This window comes from Amycolatopsis sp. NPDC058986, from assembly GCF_042741125.1.
In the GTDB taxonomy this organism is placed as follows: domain Bacteria; phylum Actinomycetota; class Actinomycetes; order Mycobacteriales; family Pseudonocardiaceae; genus Amycolatopsis.
In genome coordinates, this window is record NZ_JBHYJW010000069.1 from 1040 (window position 1) to 22338 (window position 21299).

Here is a 21299-nt window from a genome sequence, read left to right on the forward strand (position 1 = left end):
GCTGTTTGGGGGCCTGGGGGGCCCCCGGGCGGGGGGCCCCCCCCCCCCCCCGGCGCCCCCCCCGCGCCTCTTCCAGCAACGTCACCAGGTTCGCGTGGTTCACGTGCCCGTAGACGTCCATGTCCGACCAGCGCGGCCGGACCCGTACCGCGCAGCTCACCGCACCGTGCTCCGGATCTGCCGCGCCGCGACCGACAGCGTCGCGAGGTCGAGGTTGCCGGTCTTGGTGATCTCGTCCAGCGCGACCCTCGCCCTCGCCAGCCGCGAGGCGTTGATCTTCTCCCACTGCGCGATCCGCTCGTCCGCGCTGGTGCCGGGATCACTGTGCCGGAGCGCGTCGAGGGTGATCGCCCGCAGCGAGGCGTAGACGTCGTCCCGCAGGGCCAGCCGTGCGAGGGCGTGCCAGCGGTTTCCCCGTTCCAGCGCGCTGATCTCGGTGAGCATCTTGTCGATGTCGAGGTGATCGGACAGCGCGTAGTACAGCTCCGACGTCTCCGCGGGGTTGTGGACCACGTCGACGCCGACCTGCTGCTCGGCCATCTCGGACACCTCGACGACGTCGAGCAGCCCGTAGGTGTGCAGCAGCACCGCGATGCGCCGCGCCAGATCGGCGGGCACGCCGTTGCCGGTCAGCTTGTCGACCTTCACCTGGACCGCTTCGGCTTCGAGACCACGCATCAGCTCGCCCGAGCGCGGCACCAGCTCGGTGAACTCCTGGCCGAACCGGTTGATCTCGGCCAGCGGGGCCAGCGGCTGCGGCCGGTTGGAGAGGAACCAGCGGGCCGCGCGGTCGAGCAGGCGCCGCGTCTCCAGCACCATCCCGTCCGCGACCTCGGTCGACACGACGTTGTCCAGCGCGTCGATCTCGGTCCACAGCGCGGGCAGGTCGTACACGTGGGTGACCACGGCGTAGGCGCGGACGGCGTCCGTCGCGGTCACGTTCAGCTCTTCCATCAGCCGGAAGACGAACGAGATGCCCCCGCCGTCGACGACCTCGTTGGCCACCAGCGTGGTGATGATCTGGCGGCGCAGCGGGTGTTCGCTGATCGCGTCGGCGAACTGCTCGCGCAGCGGCTTCGGGAAGTACTCCGGCAGCCTGCGGGTGAACACCTCGGAATCGGGCAGGTCGCTGGCCAGCAGCTCGTCCTTGAGGTCGAGCTTGACGTGCGCCAGCAGCGTCGCCAGCTCGGGCGAGGTGAGGCCCTGGCCCGCCTTGTCCCGCGCCCGGAACTCCGCGTTGGTGGGCAGCGCCTCCAGCTTGCGGTCGAACGCGCCCTTCGCCACCAGCGCGGCGACCTGCCGCTGGTGCACCGAGACCATCGGCGCGGCGTGGGCCCGGCTGACGCCGAGGACGGCGTTCTGCCGGTAGTTGTCGGCCAGCACGAGCGCGCCGACCTCGTCGGTCATCTGCTCCAGCAGGTGGTTGCGCCGGTCGTGCTCCAGCTTCCCGGTCGCCACCAGGTGGTCGAGCAGGATCTTGATGTTGACCTCGTGGTCGGAGCAGTCGACGCCGGCCGAGTTGTCCAGCGCGTCGGTGTTGATCTTGCCGCCCGCGCGGGCGAACTCGATGCGGCCGAGCTGGGTGAGCCCGAGGTTGCCGCCCTCGCCGACCACCTTGACCCGCAGCTGGTTGCCGTTGACGCGGATCGCGTCGTTGGCCTTGTCCCCCGCCGCGGCCTGGCTCTCGGTCTCGGCCTTGACGTAGGTGCCGATACCGCCGTTCCACAGCAGTTCCACCGGCGCGAGCAGGATGGCCTGGATCAGCTCCAGCGGCGCCATCGATTCGACGTCGTCGGCCAGGCCCAGCGCGGCGCGGACCTGCGGGCTGACCGGGATCGACTTGGCGCTGCGCGGGTAGATGCCGCCGCCCTCGCTGATCTTCGCGCGGTCGTAGTCGTCCCACGAGGACCGGGGCAGGTCGAACAGCCGCCGCCGCTCCGCGTAGGAGGACGCCGCGTCCGGGCTCGGGTCGAGGAAGACGTGCATGTGGTTGAACGCCGCGACCAGGCGGATGTGCTCGGACAGCAGCATGCCGTTGCCGAACACGTCGCCTGCCATGTCACCGATGCCGACGACGGTGAAGTCCTCGGTCTGGGTGTCCTTGCCCAGCTCGCGGAAGTGCCGCTTGACGCTTTCCCACGCGCCCTTGGCGGTGATGCCCATGGCCTTGTGGTCGTAGCCGACCGAACCGCCCGAGGCGAAGGCGTCGCCGAGCCAGAAGCCGTACTGCGCGGAGACCTCGTTGGCGATGTCGGAGAAGGTCGCGGTGCCCTTGTCCGCGGCGACCACCAGGTAGCTGTCGTCGCCGTCGTGCCGGACCACGTCCGGCGCGGGCACGGTCTTGCCCTCGACGCGGTTGTCGGTCAGGTCGAGCAGGCCGGAGATCAGCATCTTGTAGCACGCGATGCCCTCGGTGAGGGTGGCCTCGCGGTCGATCGCCGGGTCTCCGGTCGGCGTCGGCGGGCGCTTGACGACGAACCCGCCCTTGGCTCCCACGGGCACGATGACGGCGTTCTTGACCGCCTGCGCCTTGACCAGGCCGAGGATCTCGGTGCGGAAGTCTTCGCGCCGGTCCGACCAGCGCAGGCCGCCGCGGGCGACCGCGCCGAAGCGCAGGTGCACGCCTTCGACCCGCGGCGAGCACACGAAGATCTCGTACTTCGGCCGCGGCTCGGGCAGATCGGGCACCGCGCCGGGGTCGAGCTTGAACGCCAGGTACGGCCGCGGTTGCCCGTCGGCGCCGGTGACGTGGTAGTTCGTCCGCAGCGTGGCGCTGATGACCGCCATCAGCCGCCGGAGGATCCGGTCCTCGTCGAGGCTGGTGACCTCGTCGATCATCGAGCAGATCTCGGTGACCAGCGCGTCGGCGCCGGCCTGCCGCTCGTCCTCGGTCAGGTGCGGATCCGAGCGCGTCTCGAACAGCCGGAACAGCTTCGTGGCGACCTGGGTGTGCTTGAGCACCGCGTTCTGGATGTACTCCTGCGAATGCGTGCTGCCCGCCTGGCGCAGGTACCGCGAGTACGCGCGCAGCACGCTCACCTGGCGCCAGGTGAGGCCGGCCCGCAGCACCAGCCCGTTGAAGTCGTCGACCTCGCAGCTGCCGTGCCAGGCCGCGTGGAAGGCGTCCTGGAAGCGATCGCGCAGCTCGGCGACGGCCGCATCGCTGGCGTCGGCCTGCAGCTTCGGGTCGATGCGCAGGCCGAAGTCGTAGATCCAGGACGCTCCGCCGTCCTCGCGGCGCAGCTCGTACGGGCGCTCGTCGACGACCTCGACACCCATGCAGTGCAGGACCGGGAGCACCTTGGAGAGCGTGACGCCCTCGCCACGCAGGAAGAGCTTGAAGCGGCGTTCGCCCGGCTCCGCGTCGGGCGGCAGGTAGAACGACAACGCGAGGTCGCCCTCGTCGGTCAGCGAGTCGAGCGCGCCGAGATCGGCGAGCGCGTCCTCGGCGGAGAAGTCCTCCTTGTAGCCCTCGGGGAAGATGGCGGCGAACCGCTGCCCCTGGTCGTTCGCGGACTCCTCGCCCATGATCCCGACGACGGCGCCCTCCCCGGAGCGTTCCCTGCGCTCGCTCAGGATCGCCTCGACGAGCCGGTCGTCCCAGCTGCGCACGACGGTGTTGAGCCGCTCCTGGATACGCAGGGTGTCCGGCTCGATCCGGTTGGCCGGATCGGTGTGCACGATGAAGTGGACCTGCGCGAGGATCGTCTCCCCGACCTTCGCGCTGTACTCGAGCTGCGTGCCTTCCAGCTCCTCCAGCAGCACCTCCTGCATCGCCAGCCGCGAGCGCGTCGTGTAGCGGTCACGCGGCAGGAAGACCAGGCAGGAGAAGAACCGGCCGTACGGATCGCGGCGCAGGAACAGGCGCAGCCGCCGGCGATCCGACAGCGTGATCGCGCCGGTCGTCGTGGCGTACAGCGAATCGGAGTCGGCGGAGAACAGGTCCGCGCGCGGCCAGTTCTGCAGCACCTCCAGCATCCGCTGGCCGGAGAACGACTCCATCGGGAACCCGGCGCGGTGGATGACCTCGCGGACCCGGTTGCACACCACCGGGATGTCGAGCACGTTCTCGTGCAGCGCGGTGGTGGTGAACATGCCGAGGAAGCGGTGCTCGCCGGTGACGTTGCCCTCGGCGTCGAACGTCTTCACGCCGACGTAGTAGGGATAAACCGGACGGTGCACTGTGGACGGTGCGCTGGCCTGGGTCAGCACGAGCAGCGTCGGCGCCAGCGCGGTGGCCGCCGTGTCCGGCCCGGCGGTCAGCCCCCGGGCGGCGAGGCTGTCCTGTCGCAGGACGCCGAGACCGGACGCGAGCACGGCGCGGAGCGCGGGCTCGTCGGTGTCGGTACGCGGGTTCTCGACCAGCTCGTAGCGGCGGTACCCGAGGAACGTGAAGTGACCGTCGGCGAGCCACCGCAGCAGCCGGGCGCCCTCGGCGACCTCGCCCTTCGGCAGCTTCGGCGGGTCCGCGTCCAGCTCGTCGGCCAGCGCGGCGGCGGTCTGCGCCATCTTGTCGGCGTCCTCGACGACCTCGCGGACGTCTCCGAGCACGCTCGCGAGGCGGTTGTCGAGCTCGCGGGCCCGGTTCGGGTCGGTGACGAAGTCGATCTCGACGTACATCCACGACTCGGCCGCGGAGTTCGGCGGCGGGTCGGCGGGGTCGGCGTCGGGGTGGACCTCGAGCAGCTCGCCGGTGAGATCGCGGCTGACCACCACGATCGGGTGCACGATCCGCTGGACCTGCACACCGTCGCGGGCGAACTCGGCCGCGACCGAGTCGACCAGGTACGGCATGTCGTCGGTGACCACCTGCACGACGGTGGCCTCGCGGGTCCAGCCGTCCTCGGCGGTCGTCGGGTTGAGCAGCCGGACCGCCGGGCGGCCGGGCATCCGGTGCTTGGCCAGCTGCAGATGCGAACGCACCGCGCCGACCAGGTCGACCGGGTCGTCCCCGACGATCTCCTCGGCCGGGATGTGCCGGTAGTAGAGCCGGATGAGGTCGGCGATCTCCGGCGCGTGCCTGGCGGCGGCGTCGATCAGCTCGTCCCGAATCTGCTCCGGGCTGGCCGAGCGGCGCGGGGCGCCGATCTCGGTGCCGTCTTCGGTTCCGGGTAGGGACGAGACTCCCGTCGAGCTCATTTGAGGCAACTCTCCACTGTGCGAGGGGTGACACCGCGACCGGCACCACGGTGTGCCGGACCTAGCCCACCCTAATGCGCCCACGCGGCGGAACGCACGAAGCCCGTTCAGTTGGCAGAAACCGAAGAACCCCAGCTCAGCCGCCGAAATCGCGGTATCGGTCAAGCTACTCCCGGGTTCACAGGGCGCCCGTTCCGGGGCCACCGGACGACGTCGGCGGGCCTGACCAGGACCGGGCGTGGGCGCCCCTCCGCCACGCCGCTTACGGAATCGATCCAGTCCCCCGTCTGTTCCGTCCGGTTCGGCGATCGGCCGCGGATTCCTCGCCCGCCCAGCAGCCGGGCGCGTGTTCTCGAGGTGCGACGAATCCCACCTTCGGGTCTGCCCGAGCGCACCCTCACAGTGCCCTTCCGGGCAGAATCAGTCCTTTGTGGACACCTGGGTGCGGGCGCGCTCGCGCGGCGCCGGGTGCGCGGACGGCTTCGGCTACGAGCCGGATTCGTCGCTGCCGTTGCGGCCGTGGCCGTTGACCGACCGGCGCCCCGCCGTGCCCTCGCGCTGGGTGCCGAGACGCTTCACCAGAGCGGCGGCGCTGGCCGTCCCCGCCTGATGCTCGGCCAGCGCGCGGGCGAGCAGATCGGCGAGACCCGCGTCCGGCGGTGGCTCGTCCTCGGCAATGGCCTTCGCGTACCCCTCGGGGAACGCTTCGGTGCTCGGGGTCCAGCCGCCGAAGTCGTCGACGGGGTCGAGCGAAGGCGGCATGCGCAACCGGGGCAGCCACGGATCGGCGACCTCGTCGCGATACCGCTCCTCCGGAAGGGACGTGACAGGACCGGCCGAAGACGTGGCGGGTGGTTCCGGCTCTTCCGGGCGCGGCGGGGGCGCGAGTTCGCTTTCCCGGTCCCACGACAGGGCGGGCTCGGAGGACGGTTCGGGCCGGGCGAGCGGCTCGGGCCGGGGCTCCCCCGCACGCGGTTCGCCGAACCTCGGCTCGTCGTCGGCTCGGCGTGCCTCGGACCGGGTGGGCTCGGCCTCTTCGGCGGCACGGCGACGGCCACCGCTGTGCCCGTCGGCGCCGGAGATCCCGAGCCGGTCGAGTACCGATCGCGCGGTCACGGAACCGTGTTCGGCGTCGTGGCGGGTGCTGCGCACCGGCGGCGCCGGCTCGCGCCGCTCCCCTTCGCGGGACCAGTCGCCGACGTCCCAGCGCTGCGACGCGGGCTCCGGTGCCTTGGCGGCCTTCGCCGGGGCCACATGTCCCGTCCTGGGCATCGGTTCCTCGGCGGGTGCCGGGGCGAGCGGCAGCTCCGGGACGACGTCCACGATCTCCGGAAGCACCGGAACCGTCCTGGACACGAGCGGCGTCTTCTCGGGCTCGCGTGCTGTGGGCAGTTCCGGCGTCGCGGCATACCCCATGGGCTCCGCCGCGACGGGCTCCTCGGCGCGGCGGCGGCGCCCCTCCCTCGGCTGCTCGACGACCTCCGGGACCGGCGCCGGCTCCGCGATCGCCGTGGCCTCTGTCGCCGCTGTGACCTCCGAGGACCGGCGCTCGTCCGCCCGCCTGCGCCCGGCGCGTGTCTCCCGCTCCGGCACGGCGGTTTCGGCCGCGCTCGCGACCCAACGCTCCGGCACCGGTTCGTCGCGCGGTTCCGGCGCCCACGACACCGGCGCGCGCAGGGGATGGGCCGGCGCCTCGGGCGCCGGACGCTGCGGCTCGGCGACGGCGACCGGGGCCGGCGCGACCGGCTGGACGAACGACGAAGGCCGGGTACCGGACGGGTTCACCACCTCGTCGAGATCGACCGACGCCAGCTCGCCCGTGCCGAACGTGCCCGCGAGCAACCCGCAGGCCTGGCGGCGCGCCCTGGCGTGCACGTGCTCGGCCGCGCGCGAGCGGTGCAGGCACGCGATCGCGTCCTCCGCGTGGCCGAACCGTTCCTCGATCTGCGCGAGTTCGAGCCACAACCGCGCGGTGATCGACGCGAGGCCGTGGCGGTCGGTGCTCGCCACCGCCTCCCGGACGAGTTCCGCCGCGGCTTCCCCCGCGCCCGCGGGCAGGTGGACGCGCGTCGCGACGGCCAGCCGCAGCCAGCCCATCGGCGCGACACCGCCCGCGCGGACCGGCTCTTCGAGCACCGGCTGGGCGATCTCGTACGCCATCGCGGTGTCCCCGCGATCGAGCAGCGTGCTGACCAGTTGCAGGACCAGGCGGACCCGCACGAGGCCGCCGTCGTCGGCCGGGTTGTCGAGCTTCTCCAGGAAGCCCAGGCCCGTCCTGGCGGCGTCGGCCGCCGCGGTGAGATCGCCGTGCCTGCGCCGGTGCGCGGCCGTGCCGACCCGCAGCAGCGCCCGCACCAGCAGCTGGGTGTCGGCCGCCAGCCGGTCGTCGCCGAGGACGAGCTTGTCCGCTGCCACCAGCACCCTGTCCAGCTCGGCCTTGCGGCCGATCTGCGCCAGGCAGCCGACGAGATGGCACAACGCGGCGGCCCGGTGCACCGGCGACACCGCCGGATCGGCCGGCACCGGACGCAACGCGGCGAGCCCCGTCAGCGGAACACCGAGGCTGCGTGCGCACAGCGCGAGATCGATGCGCAGCCGCCCGGCGACGTCGGCGTAGCCCGCGTGCTCGGCGGCACGCAGCGCCGCCACGGCCCTGGCGACCGTGCCCGGCCGCTGGCCGAGCCGGACGCGCGCCGACACCACCAGAGCCTCCGCGCGGACCCACTGCTCGTCGGAGCCCGCCGCCTCGGCGAGGGCGGCGGCGCGCTCACCGAGGACCAGCGCCAGCTCCGGAGCACGCAGGTGCAGCGCGTCCGCCTGCTCGATCAGGCCGCCGACGGCGGCGAGGCTCCCCTCGCCGGACATGCCTGGGGACGTGGTTCTTCCCGCGGAAGCCACGGGGAACCCGCCCGCCGCGGACGCGGCGGGCGAGCCGGGCTTGAGGTGCCTGCTGGCTTCCACGGGCAACCCACGCCCCTCAGTCGCGGGTCAGCTTGCGGTGGGTGACCCGGTGGGGACGAGCCGCTTCCGGCCCGAGGCGCTCGATCTTGTTCTTCTCGTAGCCCTCGAAGTTGCCCTCGAACCAGAACCACTGCGCCGGGTTCTCGTCGGTGCCCTCCCAGGCCAGGATGTGCGTGGCGACCCGGTCGAGGAACCATCGGTCGTGGGAGATGACCACGGCGCAGCCGGGGAACTGCTCCAGCGCGTTCTCCAGTGACCCCAGGGTCTCCACGTCCAGGTCGTTCGTCGGCTCGTCGAGCAGGATCAGGTTCCCGCCCTGCTTGAGCGTCAGCGCCAGGTTCAGCCGGTTGCGCTCCCCGCCGGAGAGCACGCCCGCCGGCTTCTGCTGGTCCGGCCCCTTGAACCCGAACGCGCTGACGTAGGCACGCGAGGGCATTTCGGTCTGCCCGACGTGGATGTAGTCCAGCTTGTCCGAAACCACCTCCCATACCGTCTTCTTCGGGTCGATCCCCGCCCTGCCCTGGTCCACATAGGACAGTTTGACCGTCTCGCCGATCTTCACCGTCCCGCCGTCCGGCTCCTCGAGCCCGACGATCGTCTTGAACAGAGTCGTCTTGCCGACCCCGTTCGGCCCGATCACGCCGACGATGCCGTTGCGCGGCAGGTCGAACGAGAGCCCGTCGATGAGCACCCGGTCGTCGAAGCCCTTGCGCAGCTTCTCGACCTCGACCACCACGTTGCCCAGCCGGGGCCCCGGCGGGATCTGGATCTCCTCGAAGTCGAGCTTGCGGTGCTTGTCGGCCTCGGCCGCCATCTCCTCGTAGCGGTCCAGCCGCGAGCGGGACTTGGTCTGGCGCGCCTTGGCGTTGGACCGCACCCACTCCAGCTCGCTCTTGAGCCGCTTGGCGAGCTTCGCGTCCTTCTTGCCCTGGACTTCCAGACGCTCGCGCTTCTTCTCCAGGTACGTCGAGTAGTTGCCCTCGTAGCCGACCACCCGGCCGCGGTCCAGCTCCATGATCCACTGGGCCACGTTGTCCAGGAAGTACCGGTCGTGGGTGACCGCGAGGACGGCGCCCGCGTAGTTGGCCAGGAACTGCTCCAGCCAGAGCACGCTCTCGGCGTCCAGATGGTTGGTGGGCTCGTCGAGCAGCAGCAGGTCGGGAGCGGACAGCAGCAGCTTGCACAGCGCGACCCGGCGGCGCTCGCCACCGGACAGGTGGGTGACCGGCTCCTCCGGCGGCGGGCAGCGGAGAGCGTCCATCGCCTGCTCGACGGTGGAATCCAGCTCCCAGGCGTCGGCGTGGTCGAGCTCCTCCTGGAGCTTGCCCATCTCCTCCATCAGCTCGTCGGTGTACTCGGCCTCCATCAGCTGGAGGACCTCGTGGTACCGGTCGAGCTTCGTCTTGATGTCGCCGAGGCCCTCCTCGACGTTCTCCCGGACCGTCTTGTCCTCGTTCAGCTCCGGCTCCTGCATGAGGATGCCGACGCTGGCGCCCGGCTGGAGGAACGCTTCGCCGTTGCTGGCCTGCTCGATCCCCGCCATGATCTTGAGAACGGTCGACTTGCCGGCGCCGTTCGGGCCCACGACGCCGATCTTGGCACCGGGGTAGAACGCGGTGCTCACGTCGTCGAGGATGACCTTGTCCCCGACGGTCTTGCGCACCTTCTTCATGGTGTAGATGAACTCGGCCATGCCAGCGATCGTAGAGTGAGCCGATCCGCGCCTTGACGCCGGTCACCGTCGAACTACCGAATGTCAGCCCGAGATCACCGCGGGAACATCATCTTCTCCTTTCCCCACCCGCCCCGGAAAGCCGCCGCGTGCCCTCAAGCGGAGGCCTTTTCAACCGCGTCGAAGAGCGTGTTCGCCTCCTCCCCGCCGTCGGTCCACAACCCGCGGGGATCCCGCACGGTGACTCCCTCGCGGGGCGCCCGGTCGAGCGTGACCGTGCAGCGCGCCAAGTTGGGGCCGATCGCGAAGGCCTCAAGCTCAGGTACAGCCCGAGGTACGCCGTCCAGTTCGAACTCGCTGCTGTACAGCCGCCCGCGCGCCACCACCGGGTCGCCCTTGGCGAGGCACTGGTGCACCGACCGGGCCAGCTTCCGCCAGCAGGTCACCCGGACGGAGAACCGGCGCCCGTCACCCCACTCGCCCTTTTCCTTGTCGTACCGGCGTTCCGTGCTGCGCAGCCAGAACGAGACGACGTCGTGCCCGTTCTCCCCCACCTTGCGCAGATCCGGCTCGCTGGTGACGTATCCGGTCACCGTCACCCACGTCTCGCCCACGGCCATCACCCTCATCCCCTTCGGTTCGCCTGTGCCGCCGGACCGTGCCCGGTGGCCGATGTCCTCAGCTTGCCGCCGGGGAGGGGCGTGTGGCGGGGCGACGCGAAATCTGTGGACAGCCACAGTCCTTGTGGACAACCGGGGCGCCGACGAGGGTTCGCGCGCGGGAACTGTCGGGGTGCTGTGCTACTCCCGCCTGCCTTCGGCGAGCCGTTTGAGCATCGCGTTGTAGGCGGCCAGTTCCGCGCCGCCGGTGGTGTCCTCGCGGCGGTCGGCGCGTTTGGCCTCGCGCTCGTCCTGCCGGGCCCACTGCACCAGCAGCGCGATCAGCACGAGCAGCACCGGCACCTCGCCGGAGGCCCACGCGATCCCGCCGCCGAGCCGCTGGTCGGTGAGAAGGTTGCCGACCCACGGCAGCTTCAGCTGGGTGTAGAAGGTCTGCCCGATGACCGTCTGCATGTTCATCAGGATCACGCCGAAGAACGCGTGGAACGGCATCGAGGCGAACATCAGCCCGAGCTTGCCCAGCGGCGGGAGACGCCGCGGCGCGGGGTCGACGCCGATCAGCGGCCAGTAGAAGACGTAGCCCGAGAGCAGGAAGTGCGCGTTCATCGCCAGATGCGCCCAGTGATAGTTCAGCGCGGCGTCGAACAGGCCGGAGAAGTAGAGCCCGTAGAAGGAGCCGACGAACAGCACCAGCGCGACCAGCGGATGGGTCAGGAACCGCGACACCGGCGAATGCACGAACGCCAGCAGCCACTCCCGCGGCCCCGGCGGCGCGTCGCGCCCGGCCGGCGAAAGCGCGCGCAGCGCCAGCGTCACCGGACCACCCAGCACGAACAGCACCGGCGCCACCATGGACAGCATCATGTGGGTGCCCATGTGGACACTGAACATCCCCGGCGCGTACCGGCCGATCCCCGAGGACGTCGCGATCAGCAGCACCGCGCAGCCCGCGAGCCACGCGACGAGCCTGCCAACGGGCCAGGTGTCGCCGCGTTTGCGCAACCGCCGCACTCCGGCCAGGTACAGCGCGGCGAGCACGATCGCCAACGTCCCGTAGAGCAGGTCGAACCGCCAGTCGAACAGCAGCCGCAGGACCGTCGGGGCGCCGTCGAGCGGATAGCCGATGAGCAGTTCGACGGTCGAGGGCTGGGTGATCGCGTCCGCGGGCGGCGGTGTCCTGGCGAGCCCGGTGGCGATGCCGATCGTGACGAACATGATCAGCACCTCGACCCCGGCCAGCCGCAGGAGCTGCCCGCCGCCAGCGCCGTCGACCAGACCGCGCACGCCGCGCTGACGTTGCTGCTGGCCGAACACGCCGAGCAGCAGCAGCGCGACGACCTTCGCCACCACGAGGAGCCCGTAGTCGGTGGTGAACAGGTCGTTCAGCCCGATCCGCACCAGCGCGTTGATCACACCGGAGACCGCCATCACGAGCCAGCACACCAGCGCGAGCTTGGAGAACCGCACCGCGGCGAGCTTCAGGTTCGCACCCCGCCGCCAGCCGAGCGCGAGCAGGGCGACGAGCCCGCCGACCCAGAGCGCGGCGGCCACGAGGTGATACAGGAGGCTGTTCGTCGCGACGTCGTGGGAGCCGCCGCTGGCCGAGTGCCCGGTGACCGCGACCGGCACGAGCCCGCCGACGGACAGGAAGAACAGCACCGCCGTCCAGCCCCAGGACAACGCGAGCCGGCAGCCGAGCGCGACGAGGATCGCGATCAGCGCGGTCCAGAGCCACGCCTTCGGCTGCTCGATGGCGCCGACGAGGTCGAGCAGGGTCTGCGGGGAAAGGACGTCCTGCAGCGGCTTTCCGGCACCGTCCGCCGCGGTGAACACGACCGAGGCGAGCGCGGCGACGAACCACACCCACGCCGAGATCCCGGCCGTCCGCAGCGCCGCGTAGCCCTCGGGTGCCAGCGTCCCGCTTTTCTGCGGTGGCACCAGGAACGCGGCCAGCAGCAGCGAGCCGATGCAGATCACCGACGACGCCTCGGCGAGGATCCGCACCACCGTGATGCCGTACCGGGTGACGACCCCGGGGTCGGGCAGCCCGGCGATCAGGTAGCCCGCTCCCCCGGTCAGCGCGACCAGCCCGACCGCGACGACCGCGGCGATCACCACCCCGACCGAGAGCAGCGGGAGCACGCTCGCCTTGCGCTGGATGGGTTCGGCCGGTTCGGTCACGGATCGCGAGGACACGCCACGAGGGTATGCCGTCCCGGGGACGGCCTGGTGAGCCGGTGCGGGTCCGCCGCGACGTCCGTCACCCGACGGGAGACCGCACGGCGAGCGGCGCCCAGAGGACCACTCGCGTGCCGTGTCCCGGGACGGACTCGACCGTGGCCCGGCCGCCGACCTCGGCCAGCCGCCCGATGATCGAACGCCCGATACCGAACCCCGGACGGTGGTCGTCGACGGCGAACCCCGCGCCGTGGTCGCGCACGATCACGCCGATGCCGCCCGCGCTCTCCTCCACGCAGATCACCGCCCGCGCCGTCCCCGCGTGTTTGAGGGTGTTGCGCAGGGCTTCGCGGGTGGCGTCGTGGAGGGCCTCGACGACGTCGGCCGGGAGATCACCGGTCGCCGCCAGCGTGACCACCTCGGCTCGCAGCCCTTCGACGGCCATGTCCGCGGCGAGCGCGTTCAGCCGCTGGTCCAACCCACCATGGAGCGAGGCGGGTTCGCGGTCCAGGGACAGCCGCAACCGCATGGCGTGTGCCCGCGCGGTCCGGCGGACCTGGGTCAGGCTCGCGACCGGGTCGACGACGTCGGCGGGCGCGGGCAGGGCGAGGGACTCCATCACCTGCAGGACGGTGTCGTGGACGTCACGGCGGTGCCGCTCGCGTTCGGCGGCACGTCCCCGCTGTTCGCCGAGCCCGAGCGCGAACCGGAGCGACGCGCCCAGCAGGACGACGATCGCGAGCGCCGTCACCATGGCCCCGAACAGCGTGAGGAATTCAACGGCGGGCGGTGGCCCGGTCCGCCACCACGCCGACATCGCGTAGCGCAGCGCCACGGCGGCGCCGATCGCGAGCGCGCCGGCGAACGCGCCACGCAGCAGCGTCCACAACATCACCGTGCCCAGGAGCTGCGGCCAGGTCAGCGAGACGACGTCGGAGAAATGGCTCGCGGGAGCGAGCGAAACGACACCGAGATTGAGTAGGACGGCGTAAGCGCTGTCGGCGACCGGCACCAGCCTCAGTCCCGACGGGCGACGTGCCGACCAGACCAGGACCCAGCCGATCTCGAGCAGGTCCGGCACGAGGCACAGGACCACGACCGGCCACAGCGAGGGGACGTCCTCGACCGACCACAGCGCCTGAACGAGAACCGCCAGCCGGACCACCACCGGCACGAGCACGAGCCGCGACGCCGCGACGTGGAGTGCCCTGTCCGGAATTCCCGCCACCCGCGCCGCCCGCGCGCCGCTGAGCAGCAGAACCCTCACGACGTCTTCCTCCCCGGACCGAGGACGAAACCCCGATCAGCCGTCCTGAAACAGCGAGCCAATCGCATTCATCTCAGTTTATCGCGATCAGCTTGCCGTCCGGACGCCGGAGTGTCAACGGCGGACGGGCGAGCGGACTTCCTCCCGGCGGCGGACGCGCCGGGCTGCCAGGGAAGCGGGCACGATCAGCGCGGCCATCACCGTGACGAAGACGAACGACACCGACAAGGACGTCACCTGGGCGATCCCGCCTACGATCGGCGGCCCGGCGAGGAAGCCGGTGTAGGCGATGGCGGTGACGAACGCCAGTTCCCGCTCCCCGCCGGTGCCGTCGGATCGCTTCCCCGCGTCACCCGCCAGGCTCAGCGCCAGCGGGAAGGCGGCCGCCAGCCCGGCGCCCGCGAGCGCGAAGCCGACGTAGCCGAAGACCGGCAACGGGACGACCGCCGCGGCGAAGAACCCGAGCGCGGCCACCGCGGCGCCCGCCGCGAGCGACCGGGTGGCGCCGAAACGGCGCTGGGTCCACGCCCCGCCGACCCTGGCGATCGCCATGGCCAGCGCGAAACCGGAGAACGCCAGCGCGGCGGCGCCCTGGTCGACGTCGTGCACGGTCGCCATCAGCAACGCCGACCAGTCGGTGCTCGCGCCTTCGGCGATCGCCGAGCACAACGCGACCGCGGCGAGCAGCCACAGCACCGGACGCCGGATCGGCGCGGAATAGGGCGACGCGACGGGTTCGTCGGTGTGCTGCGGACGCGCCCCCGGCACGGACCGGATGATGATCAGCAGCACAACGAAGGCGACCCCGGCGGCGACGGTCAGGTGCCGCCCCGGTGTCCAGCCGTGCCCGGCCGCGAGCGACGCGGCCAGCGAGGCGGCGAGCGCGCCGAAGCTGTAGCCGGCGTGCAGGAGCGGCATGACCGCCTGCCCGGTGCTCCGCTCGACGGCGACCCCGGCGACGTTCATCGAGACGTCCAGCGCGCCGACGCTCGCCCCCATCGCGAACAACGCGCCACCGAGCAGCACGACCGAATTCGCGAAGCCGACCAGCACGAGCGCGGCACAGGCCGCGGCCGCGCTCGCGGCGATCACCGCCCGCGCGCCGGTGCGCTCGATGATCCGGCCCGACACCGTGGCGGCGCACAGCATCCCGACGCTCGCGCACAGCAGCGCGAGACCGAACGCGCCCGGCTCGGCGTGCACCTGCCCGGCGATCGCGGGTGTGCGCGGCGCCCATGAGCCGAAAGCGGCGCCGTCCAACGCGAACACGGCGAACACCGCGGTCCGATCACGCATGCCTGCTCCTTCCCAGCCCCAGATATCCTTGCCCCAGAATGACTTAAGCGCTTCAGAAAGTCCAACCGATTAGCCGTCGCCGCTGGTCGGAGCACTAGACTGCGGGCATGACCAGCACCAGGCGCCGCCGTCCCACGCTGGACGACGTCGCCGACGCCGTCGGGGTGTCCAGGGCGACGGTCTCGAACGCCTACAACCGGCCGGACCAGCTGTCGGCCCCGTTGCGCGACGAGGTGTTGCGGGCGGCGAAGAAGCTGGGTTACCCGGGGCCGAACCCGACCGCGCGCAGCCTCGCGACGAGCCGCACCGGCGCCATCGCGTTCATGCTCGACGCGTCGCTGTCGGCGGCCTTCTCCGATCCAGCGCTGACCATCACGCTCGACGCGCTCGCGACCGCCGTCGCGCCCGGTGACCACGCGCTGCTGCTCCTGCCGGGCGGCGAGAACGGCGGCCCGCCCGCCGAACGAGTCCTCACCGCACAGGCGGACATCGCCGTCGCCTACTCGCTGGCCGACGACACCCCGGCACTGGAGTCGGTGGCCGCGCGCGGGTTGCCGCTGGTGGTGATCGACCAGCCGCTCGTGCCGGGCGCCGCACTGGTGGGCTGCGACGATCGGGGCGGCGCCGCGCTCGCCGCCCGGCACCTGCTCGACCTGGGACATCGGCGGTTCGGCATCCTCTCCGCCCAATGCCTCTCGACAGGGCGAGGCGGCGAGCTGACCGCGGAGGCGGCGCTCGCGAGCCGCTTCCACGACACTCGCGAGCGGCTGGCCGGCTATCTGGACACGCTCGCCGTGGCCGGGATCACGGCGTCCGACGTGGCGATCTGGGAGGTGTCGGGCATGTCCGCGGAGGGCGCGCGGGCCGCGGCCACGGACCTGCTCGGCCGCGCGGAGCGGCCGACGGCGCTGCTGTGCATGTCGGACCAGCTCGCGCTGGGAGCGATGTCGGCGGCCCGGCAGCTCGGGCTCGACGTGCCGGGGGACGTGTCGGTGGTCGGCTTCGACGACACGCCGTCGGCGAAGTGGTCCGAACCAGCGCTGACGACAGTCCGCCAGGACCTCGCGCTGAAGGGCACGGCCGCTGGTGAGCTCGTGTTGCGGCTGCTGGCGGGCGGTTCGGCGCCCGAGCCGACGCGCATCGGCGTGGACCTCGTGCGGCGCGGCAGCACGGCACCCGCCTAGCAGCGCCGATATCCACCCGCAAGGCCATTCGCCGAATTGTGGACAACTCGCCCCTATCGAGCGAGGACGAACTACTTATCCACAGAAGTAGAAATGCGGGCTGACAACTCCCCGCGAACCCGTCATCGTGGAATCACACCTTCCACCGCGGGCATTCACCCCGCACTCCACAAGGGGATTTCCTGATGATGTCACGACGTTTCGCGACCCTGCGCGCCCGCCTGCCGCGTGTGCTCCTGCTGGCCACCGTGGGCCTGCTGGCCGGCGCGGGGATCGCGCAGGCAGCGCCCACCGCGTCCGCGCCGCCCGCGCCCGTCTGCAAGAAGGGCGAACTGTGCCTGTGGTCCCAGGAACACTACAGCGGAAACGCCCAGCGTTTCGACCTGCGTACCGCGAATCCCGAGGAATGCATTCCGCTGCCCGCCGATCTGGAAGGACATTCCTTCGTGAATCAGCTGAGCCGGGACGTCACGGTATACCAGAGCAAGGAATGCACGACCGAAGGCGATTTCATCACTTATCCGGGCGGGGGCACCTACGTGCCCGAGGCCCCGTTCGTGGTCAGGGCGGTGAAGGTCTGGGAGTAGCCACCAGCGGGGTCCGTCCCGCCGCCGCTCCAGGGGGAGCCGGCTCGCGGCAGGCGCCGGACCCGGGGGCCGCTCCCCGAAGCGGCCCCGCCCGTGGGCGCGCCGTCGCGGCGCGGCGTGCCCACGGGCACATACCCCGGACAGCCGCCGCGAGCGCGCGGTACGGCGGGCGCCCGCCACGTCCGGGCGAAAGATCACACAACTTCCGGAGAGGACCTGAAACGATTCGACGGTGTCGAGCGATCGAGAGGTTGGCGACGACTAAGCTGCGCTTGCTGGGCGACTGGCAGCAGCCGTCGACGCGGGCCCTCGTAGCTCAGCTGGATAGAGCAAGAGCCTTCTAATCTCTAGGTCGCAGGTTCGAGTCCTGCCGAGGGCACACCGTGCCTGGTCAGGGCTTTCCCTGACCAGGCAGGCGATCCCCGCCGCAGGCCGGATGGGCGATAAACGGGCGATTTTCGCGCCGCCGCACACTTGGCGGTGCGCGATGACCGCACTGTCCACAGTGATCACCGTCGGCGATCGCGTGATCACCGGCACCCGCCACCGCGCCCGGCACATCGCCATCCGCCCCGGTGCGGCGGAGTACTGGCAGGCCTCGTGGTTGCCCGATCGCACCCTCGATCGCAACAAAGCAATAACGGCGATGGTGGCCATCGAACTCATCCAGCCGACCACAATCCTCACCGAGCCACACACCCTCGACCGCCGCTTCCACGTCCGCTCGCCCGAGTGCTGGTGCTCGCCGGCGTTCACGATCCCCGGTACCACGCCGGCGATGGCGTGGGTGGGTCCGCCGTGGCCGACGGCGACCCGATCGACGCCGAGGGCCAGCTGATCGAGGACCACCGGTGAGCCGCCGCGCCGACACGGCGCCTGACGGTTCGCCGCGCGCGGGTGGTTCTGCTCGCCACGGCGCCGCTGTTCCTCGTACTCGTGCTGCCAGCCAGGTGGTTCGCTCTCGACGGGTGGCGTACACCGGTACTCGCGGTGGCGACAGTCACGGTGCTGCCCGCGGCGCTCATCGCGTTCGTCGGCGTGTGGACGACGAACGGAGCAGGCCGATGAGCGGCCGTGAGGAACCGCTCGTGAACCCGCTGACCAGACAGCCGGCCAGCAGGTGAAAGCGAATCCGGCGGGCTGCCGGGGTGTGGCGCCCCGGCAGCCCACGTCAGCGGCCGGTGAAGAGCAATCCCGCTTCCCGAGCTCGCAGCCCGGCCTGGAACCGGGTCCTGGCGCCCAGTTCGTTCATCAGGGTGGCCACATGCCGCCGGTAGGTACGTACCGACATGCCCAGCCGGCGTGCCGAAACCTCGTCGGTGCAGCCGCTGGCGAGCATCTCGCCGATCGCCGTGCGGAGTTCGGAGGACGCGACCTCGCCACGGCCGTCGGCACCGGCCACCTCGGACGTCGCCGTTTCCCACTGATGTTCGAACATCTCGTGCACGCGAGCGACGACCATCGGGTTGCGAACCAGTACCGCGCCCGCCGCGGGCTCGTCGCCGGGGCAGATCGACGCCAGCACCGCCCGGCGGTCGAACATGGCCAGACGGAACCACAGCTGTGGCAGGGAACGCACCTCTGCCCCGGCCTTCGTCACCTTGTCCGCGTACGACCGGAACGCCAGTTTGGACAGCACACTGTGCTGGACGATCACCCGTACCCCGATGCCACGCCGCAGCATGTCCATTTCACCAGGCAGTACGTCACCGAGGACCGTACCGCTGAGATGTGTCGTCGCGAACTCCGAAGAGCACTCGCCTGCCATCCGGTAGACCGCGATCCGCGTCGGCTCACCGGGAGCCAGGAAGGTGAAATCCTCACCCGAAGACTCGGCGTTACGTGCCTGTTCGTAAGCATTTCCCAAGTCCTGCAACGTTTTTCGGGTCTCCTCGATGAAGCGCTGCTTGGCGTACAGCTCGGAGAGCACCGGGGTCAGCAGTTCCGCCTCTGCCCATTCCGGTGACGTGGCACGGAAACGGCCGTCGGTGTCGGCAGGACGGACCAGACGCGCAGCTTCCAGCCGGGACAGCGCGGCGGCAGCGTGTTCGGGCGACATATCGGCCTCGCGCGCCACGAGCTCGGTGTCCAGCGTCTCGTAGCGCAGCGTCAGCCGGTACAGGTTCAGAGTTTCCTCGTCGATCGCGTGCGCCGACTGCATCGCCCGGTCCCTTCGCTGGCCACCACCGTGTTCCGCGATCGACGGTAGGACACCGAGGGGCGCGCGGCCCAGGTGCGAGCGGCGAAGTTGGGTGCAAAGCCTCAGTCCCTACGACTGAAGTTGTACTCCGCCGCCCGGATCACCCGCTCTCCCATCTCCCGCAGGTACTCCGCCAGCTCCGGCGGCTCCTGAACCTCGAAGTCGCAGCCCAGCAAGGCCATGCGGAACGCGATCCATTCCAGCGAGTCCGCCCTCGTCCGCAGCCGGCAGCTGTGCTCGTCGACCGGTTCCAGATCCGCCCGCACCCCGCCCATGCGCCGGCGTACCTCCTCGATCGGGGCGCGCAAGGTCACCACCGCGCGGTAGGTGGGCGACCGCTCGAACAGCTTGCTCGAGACGTAGGCGGCGGCGTCCTTGGCCGGCAGTTCCCGAGGCGTGGTCCGGACGCCGGTGAGGAACGGCTCCCGCATCCGGTCCGCCCGGAAGATCCGCCAGTCCGAGCGCTCGTTGTCCCAGGCCACCAGGTACCACCGGCGTTTCGTCGACACGAGCCGGTGCGGCTCCACCAGCCGCCGCGTCTCGCTCCCGTCCGCCGCCTGGTAGTGGAAGCGCAGCCGCTCGTGCTGGGCCACCGCGACCGCTATCAGCGCCAGGTCCTCCGGGTCGACCTGCGGGCCGTCCCCCGGCAGCAGGGGCTCGGTGGCCGTGTTCAGTGCGTCGACCCGGTGCCGCAGCCGTGAGGGCAGCACCTGCAGCAGCTTCGCCAGCGCGCGAACCGAGGATTCCCCGATGCCTTCCACCGCGTGCCCGGCCGCCGTGCGCAGGCCGACCGCGATGGCCACCGCCTCCTCGTCGTCCAGCAGCAACGGGGGCATCGCGTGGCCGGCGACCAAGCGGTACCCGCCGATCGCGCCCATCGACGCCTCGACCGGGTAGCCCAGCTCACGCAGCCGGTCGATGTCGCGGCGGATGGTGCGAGCGCTGACCCCGAGCCGTTGGGCCAGCTCGCTGCCCGGCCATTCTCGCGGGGTCTGCAGCAGCGAAAGCAGGGCCAGCAACCGGGCGGGCGTGTCCGTCATGACTTCGAGTATCCCACCGTTGTGGGTCATGATCTGACCTACATGGGTTCTACCGTCGGTCGCAGCGACGACGAGGGAGAACGCCATGACCACCAGCCTGACCACCCCGACCAGCGTCTCCGGCTTCCTGCCGGCGGCCCAGCCGTTCGATCTGCGCACCTCGATCCGGTTTCTCCAGGGCTTCGGCGCCTGCAGGGGCGACCAGATCATGACCGAGGACACGCTGACCAAGGCGATCGCCCTCGGCGGCCAGGCCGTCGTGTTCAAGGTCAGCCCCGCCGACGGCGGCGTCGAATACGCATTGCACTCGGACCGGCCGATTTCGGCGGATCTTCGGGACGAGGTGCTCTTCAAGATCGACGGCTACCTGAGCCTGTCCGACGACCTCACCGAGTTCTACGCCCAGGCGGCGGGCGATCACCCCGGCTACGCGCGCTTGGTCAAGGCGCTCTGGGGGCTGCACCAGGTCCGGTTCCTGACCGTGGCGGAAATCGGTGTCTGGGCGGTGCTTTCCCAGCGCACGCCGAAGAACGTCTCCACCGCGCTCAAACGCCGGATCACCGAGCGGTTCGGCCGCACGATCCGCTACGACGGGCTGCAGTTCCAGGCCTTCCCCGAGCTCACGGATCTGCGGCAGCTCGAGGTCGACGACTGGCTGGCGATCGTCAAGAACGCGCGCAAGGCCGAATACCTCACCAGCCTTGTCGAGGGGTTGCTGGACATCGGCGAGGAATACCTCCGCACCGCCTCCTACACCCAGGCGACCAAGGCCCTTCGCGGTATCAAAGGAGTCGGCGAGTTCTCAGCCGCCGCGATTCTCCTGCGCGGGCTGGGCCGCATGGATTTCGTACCGCTGGAAATGCCGAACTTCGCCGACGCCACGGCCAGGATCTACGGCCCCGGATACGACAACCAGCGCCTGCGCGGCCGGTACGGCGACAATCTCGGCTACTGGGCCTACTATCTGCACACCGGCCTCGGCGCCCTGCGCGACGAAGCACTGGGTCCGGTCGCGTGCGGCACCGGACGATGACCTTTTCCTGTCATCGTGACGAGATGGACGCGACGGGTGAGCACGCTCGACCATTGACGGAATGAACTCTTCGATGAGCGGCCGGATGCCGGGCCCGTCGTCCAGTACGACGGGCCCGGCAC

General features: G+C 71.0%; 14 protein-coding genes, 1 tRNA gene and 1 pseudogene. 6 read left to right on the forward strand and 10 right to left on the reverse strand.

Features of this window, described 5'->3' with window-relative positions:
- From ACFW0G_RS38770 to ACFW0G_RS38805, 8 genes and pseudogenes are all read right to left on the reverse strand, one after another.
- Positions 1-121 (reverse strand): annotated as a pseudogene (locus ACFW0G_RS38770) (acyl-CoA thioesterase); the annotation flags it as partial.
- A 35-nt stretch (positions 122-156) separates the two neighbouring features.
- Positions 157-5139 carry an NAD-glutamate dehydrogenase gene (locus ACFW0G_RS38775; protein ID WP_378330502.1) on the reverse strand — a complete coding sequence of 1661 codons (4983 nt, stop codon included), beginning with the start codon at positions 5137-5139 and terminating at the stop codon, positions 157-159.
- A 486-nt stretch (positions 5140-5625) separates the two neighbouring features.
- Positions 5626-8100, reverse strand: a complete 2475-nt coding sequence (locus tag ACFW0G_RS38780) for a hypothetical protein (protein ID WP_378330542.1) — start codon at positions 8098-8100, stop codon at positions 5626-5628.
- A 16-nt stretch (positions 8101-8116) separates the two neighbouring features.
- On the reverse strand, positions 8117-9793 hold the full coding sequence (ettA, locus tag ACFW0G_RS38785; RefSeq protein WP_378330503.1) for an energy-dependent translational throttle protein EttA: 1677 nt from the start codon (positions 9791-9793) through the stop codon (positions 8117-8119).
- Between the two features lie 134 nt (positions 9794-9927).
- Complete coding sequence (locus ACFW0G_RS38790) at positions 9928-10392, reverse strand: single-stranded DNA-binding protein (RefSeq protein WP_378330504.1); 465 nt, start codon at positions 10390-10392, stop codon at positions 9928-9930.
- Positions 10393-10572: 180 nt separating this feature from the next.
- Complete coding sequence (locus ACFW0G_RS38795; RefSeq protein ID WP_378330505.1) at positions 10573-12588, reverse strand: cytochrome c oxidase assembly protein; 2016 nt, start codon at positions 12586-12588, stop codon at positions 10573-10575.
- A gap of 64 nt (positions 12589-12652) precedes the next feature.
- Positions 12653-13837, reverse strand: coding sequence for a sensor histidine kinase (locus tag ACFW0G_RS38800; protein ID WP_378330506.1), 1185 nt, complete (start codon positions 13835-13837; stop codon positions 12653-12655).
- A 114-nt stretch (positions 13838-13951) separates the two neighbouring features.
- On the reverse strand, positions 13952-15133 hold the full coding sequence (locus tag ACFW0G_RS38805; RefSeq protein WP_378330507.1) for an MFS transporter: 1182 nt from the start codon (positions 15131-15133) through the stop codon (positions 13952-13954).
- Between the two features lie 107 nt (positions 15134-15240).
- Between ACFW0G_RS38805 and ACFW0G_RS38810 the strand changes: the two genes are divergently transcribed.
- The 5 genes from ACFW0G_RS38810 to ACFW0G_RS38830 all read left to right on the forward strand — a co-directional run bounded on the left by ACFW0G_RS38810 (position 15241) and on the right by ACFW0G_RS38830 (position 17972).
- Positions 15241-16317 (forward strand): LacI family DNA-binding transcriptional regulator, encoded by a 1077-nt coding sequence (locus tag ACFW0G_RS38810; protein ID WP_378330508.1) that lies wholly within the window; start codon positions 15241-15243, stop codon positions 16315-16317.
- Positions 16318-16502: 185 nt separating this feature from the next.
- Positions 16503-16904 (forward strand): peptidase inhibitor family I36 protein, encoded by a 402-nt coding sequence (locus ACFW0G_RS38815; protein ID WP_378330509.1) that lies wholly within the window; start codon positions 16503-16505, stop codon positions 16902-16904.
- Between the two features lie 305 nt (positions 16905-17209).
- Positions 17210-17283: transfer RNA gene (locus tag ACFW0G_RS38820), tRNA-Arg, on the forward strand.
- Positions 17284-17391: 108 nt separating this feature from the next.
- Positions 17392-17742: a hypothetical protein gene (locus ACFW0G_RS38825; protein ID WP_378330510.1), complete on the forward strand. Its 351-nt coding sequence runs from the start codon at positions 17392-17394 to the stop codon at positions 17740-17742.
- A gap of 59 nt (positions 17743-17801) precedes the next feature.
- Positions 17802-17972 (forward strand): hypothetical protein, encoded by a 171-nt coding sequence (locus ACFW0G_RS38830; RefSeq protein ID WP_378330511.1) that lies wholly within the window; start codon positions 17802-17804, stop codon positions 17970-17972.
- A gap of 103 nt (positions 17973-18075) precedes the next feature.
- Here ACFW0G_RS38830 and ACFW0G_RS38835 read toward each other — a convergent pair whose 3' ends face one another.
- Positions 18076-19065, reverse strand: a complete 990-nt coding sequence (locus tag ACFW0G_RS38835) for a hypothetical protein (RefSeq protein ID WP_378330512.1) — start codon at positions 19063-19065, stop codon at positions 18076-18078.
- Positions 19066-19166: 101 nt separating this feature from the next.
- Complete coding sequence (locus tag ACFW0G_RS38840) at positions 19167-20144, reverse strand: helix-turn-helix transcriptional regulator (RefSeq protein WP_378330513.1); 978 nt, start codon at positions 20142-20144, stop codon at positions 19167-19169.
- A gap of 85 nt (positions 20145-20229) precedes the next feature.
- Here ACFW0G_RS38840 and ACFW0G_RS38845 point away from each other — a divergent pair, with 85 nt between their 5' ends.
- Entirely contained in the window at positions 20230-21177 is a 948-nt protein-coding gene (locus ACFW0G_RS38845; RefSeq protein ID WP_378330514.1) for a DNA-3-methyladenine glycosylase family protein, read from the forward strand.
- Positions 21178-21299 lie beyond the last annotated feature (122 nt).

Coding starts and splice junctions, on each gene's coding strand:
- ACFW0G_RS38775 (WP_378330502.1), bottom strand. CDS start 5,139: ATGAGCTCGACGGGAGTCTCGTCCCTACCCGGAACCGAAGACGGCACC.
- ettA (WP_378330503.1), bottom strand. CDS start 9,793: ATGGCCGAGTTCATCTACACCATGAAGAAGGTGCGCAAGACCGTCGGG.
- ACFW0G_RS38790 (WP_378330504.1), bottom strand. CDS start 10,392: ATGGCCGTGGGCGAGACGTGGGTGACGGTGACCGGATACGTCACCAGC.
- ACFW0G_RS38805 (WP_378330507.1), bottom strand. CDS start 15,133: ATGCGTGATCGGACCGCGGTGTTCGCCGTGTTCGCGTTGGACGGCGCC.
- ACFW0G_RS38810 (WP_378330508.1), top strand. CDS start 15,241: ATGACCAGCACCAGGCGCCGCCGTCCCACGCTGGACGACGTCGCCGAC.
- ACFW0G_RS38815 (WP_378330509.1), top strand. CDS start 16,503: ATGATGTCACGACGTTTCGCGACCCTGCGCGCCCGCCTGCCGCGTGTG.
- ACFW0G_RS38825 (WP_378330510.1), top strand. CDS start 17,392: ATGACCGCACTGTCCACAGTGATCACCGTCGGCGATCGCGTGATCACC.
- ACFW0G_RS38835 (WP_378330512.1), bottom strand. CDS start 19,065: ATGCAGTCGGCGCACGCGATCGACGAGGAAACTCTGAACCTGTACCGG.
- ACFW0G_RS38840 (WP_378330513.1), bottom strand. CDS start 20,144: ATGACGGACACGCCCGCCCGGTTGCTGGCCCTGCTTTCGCTGCTGCAG.
- ACFW0G_RS38845 (WP_378330514.1), top strand. CDS start 20,230: ATGACCACCAGCCTGACCACCCCGACCAGCGTCTCCGGCTTCCTGCCG.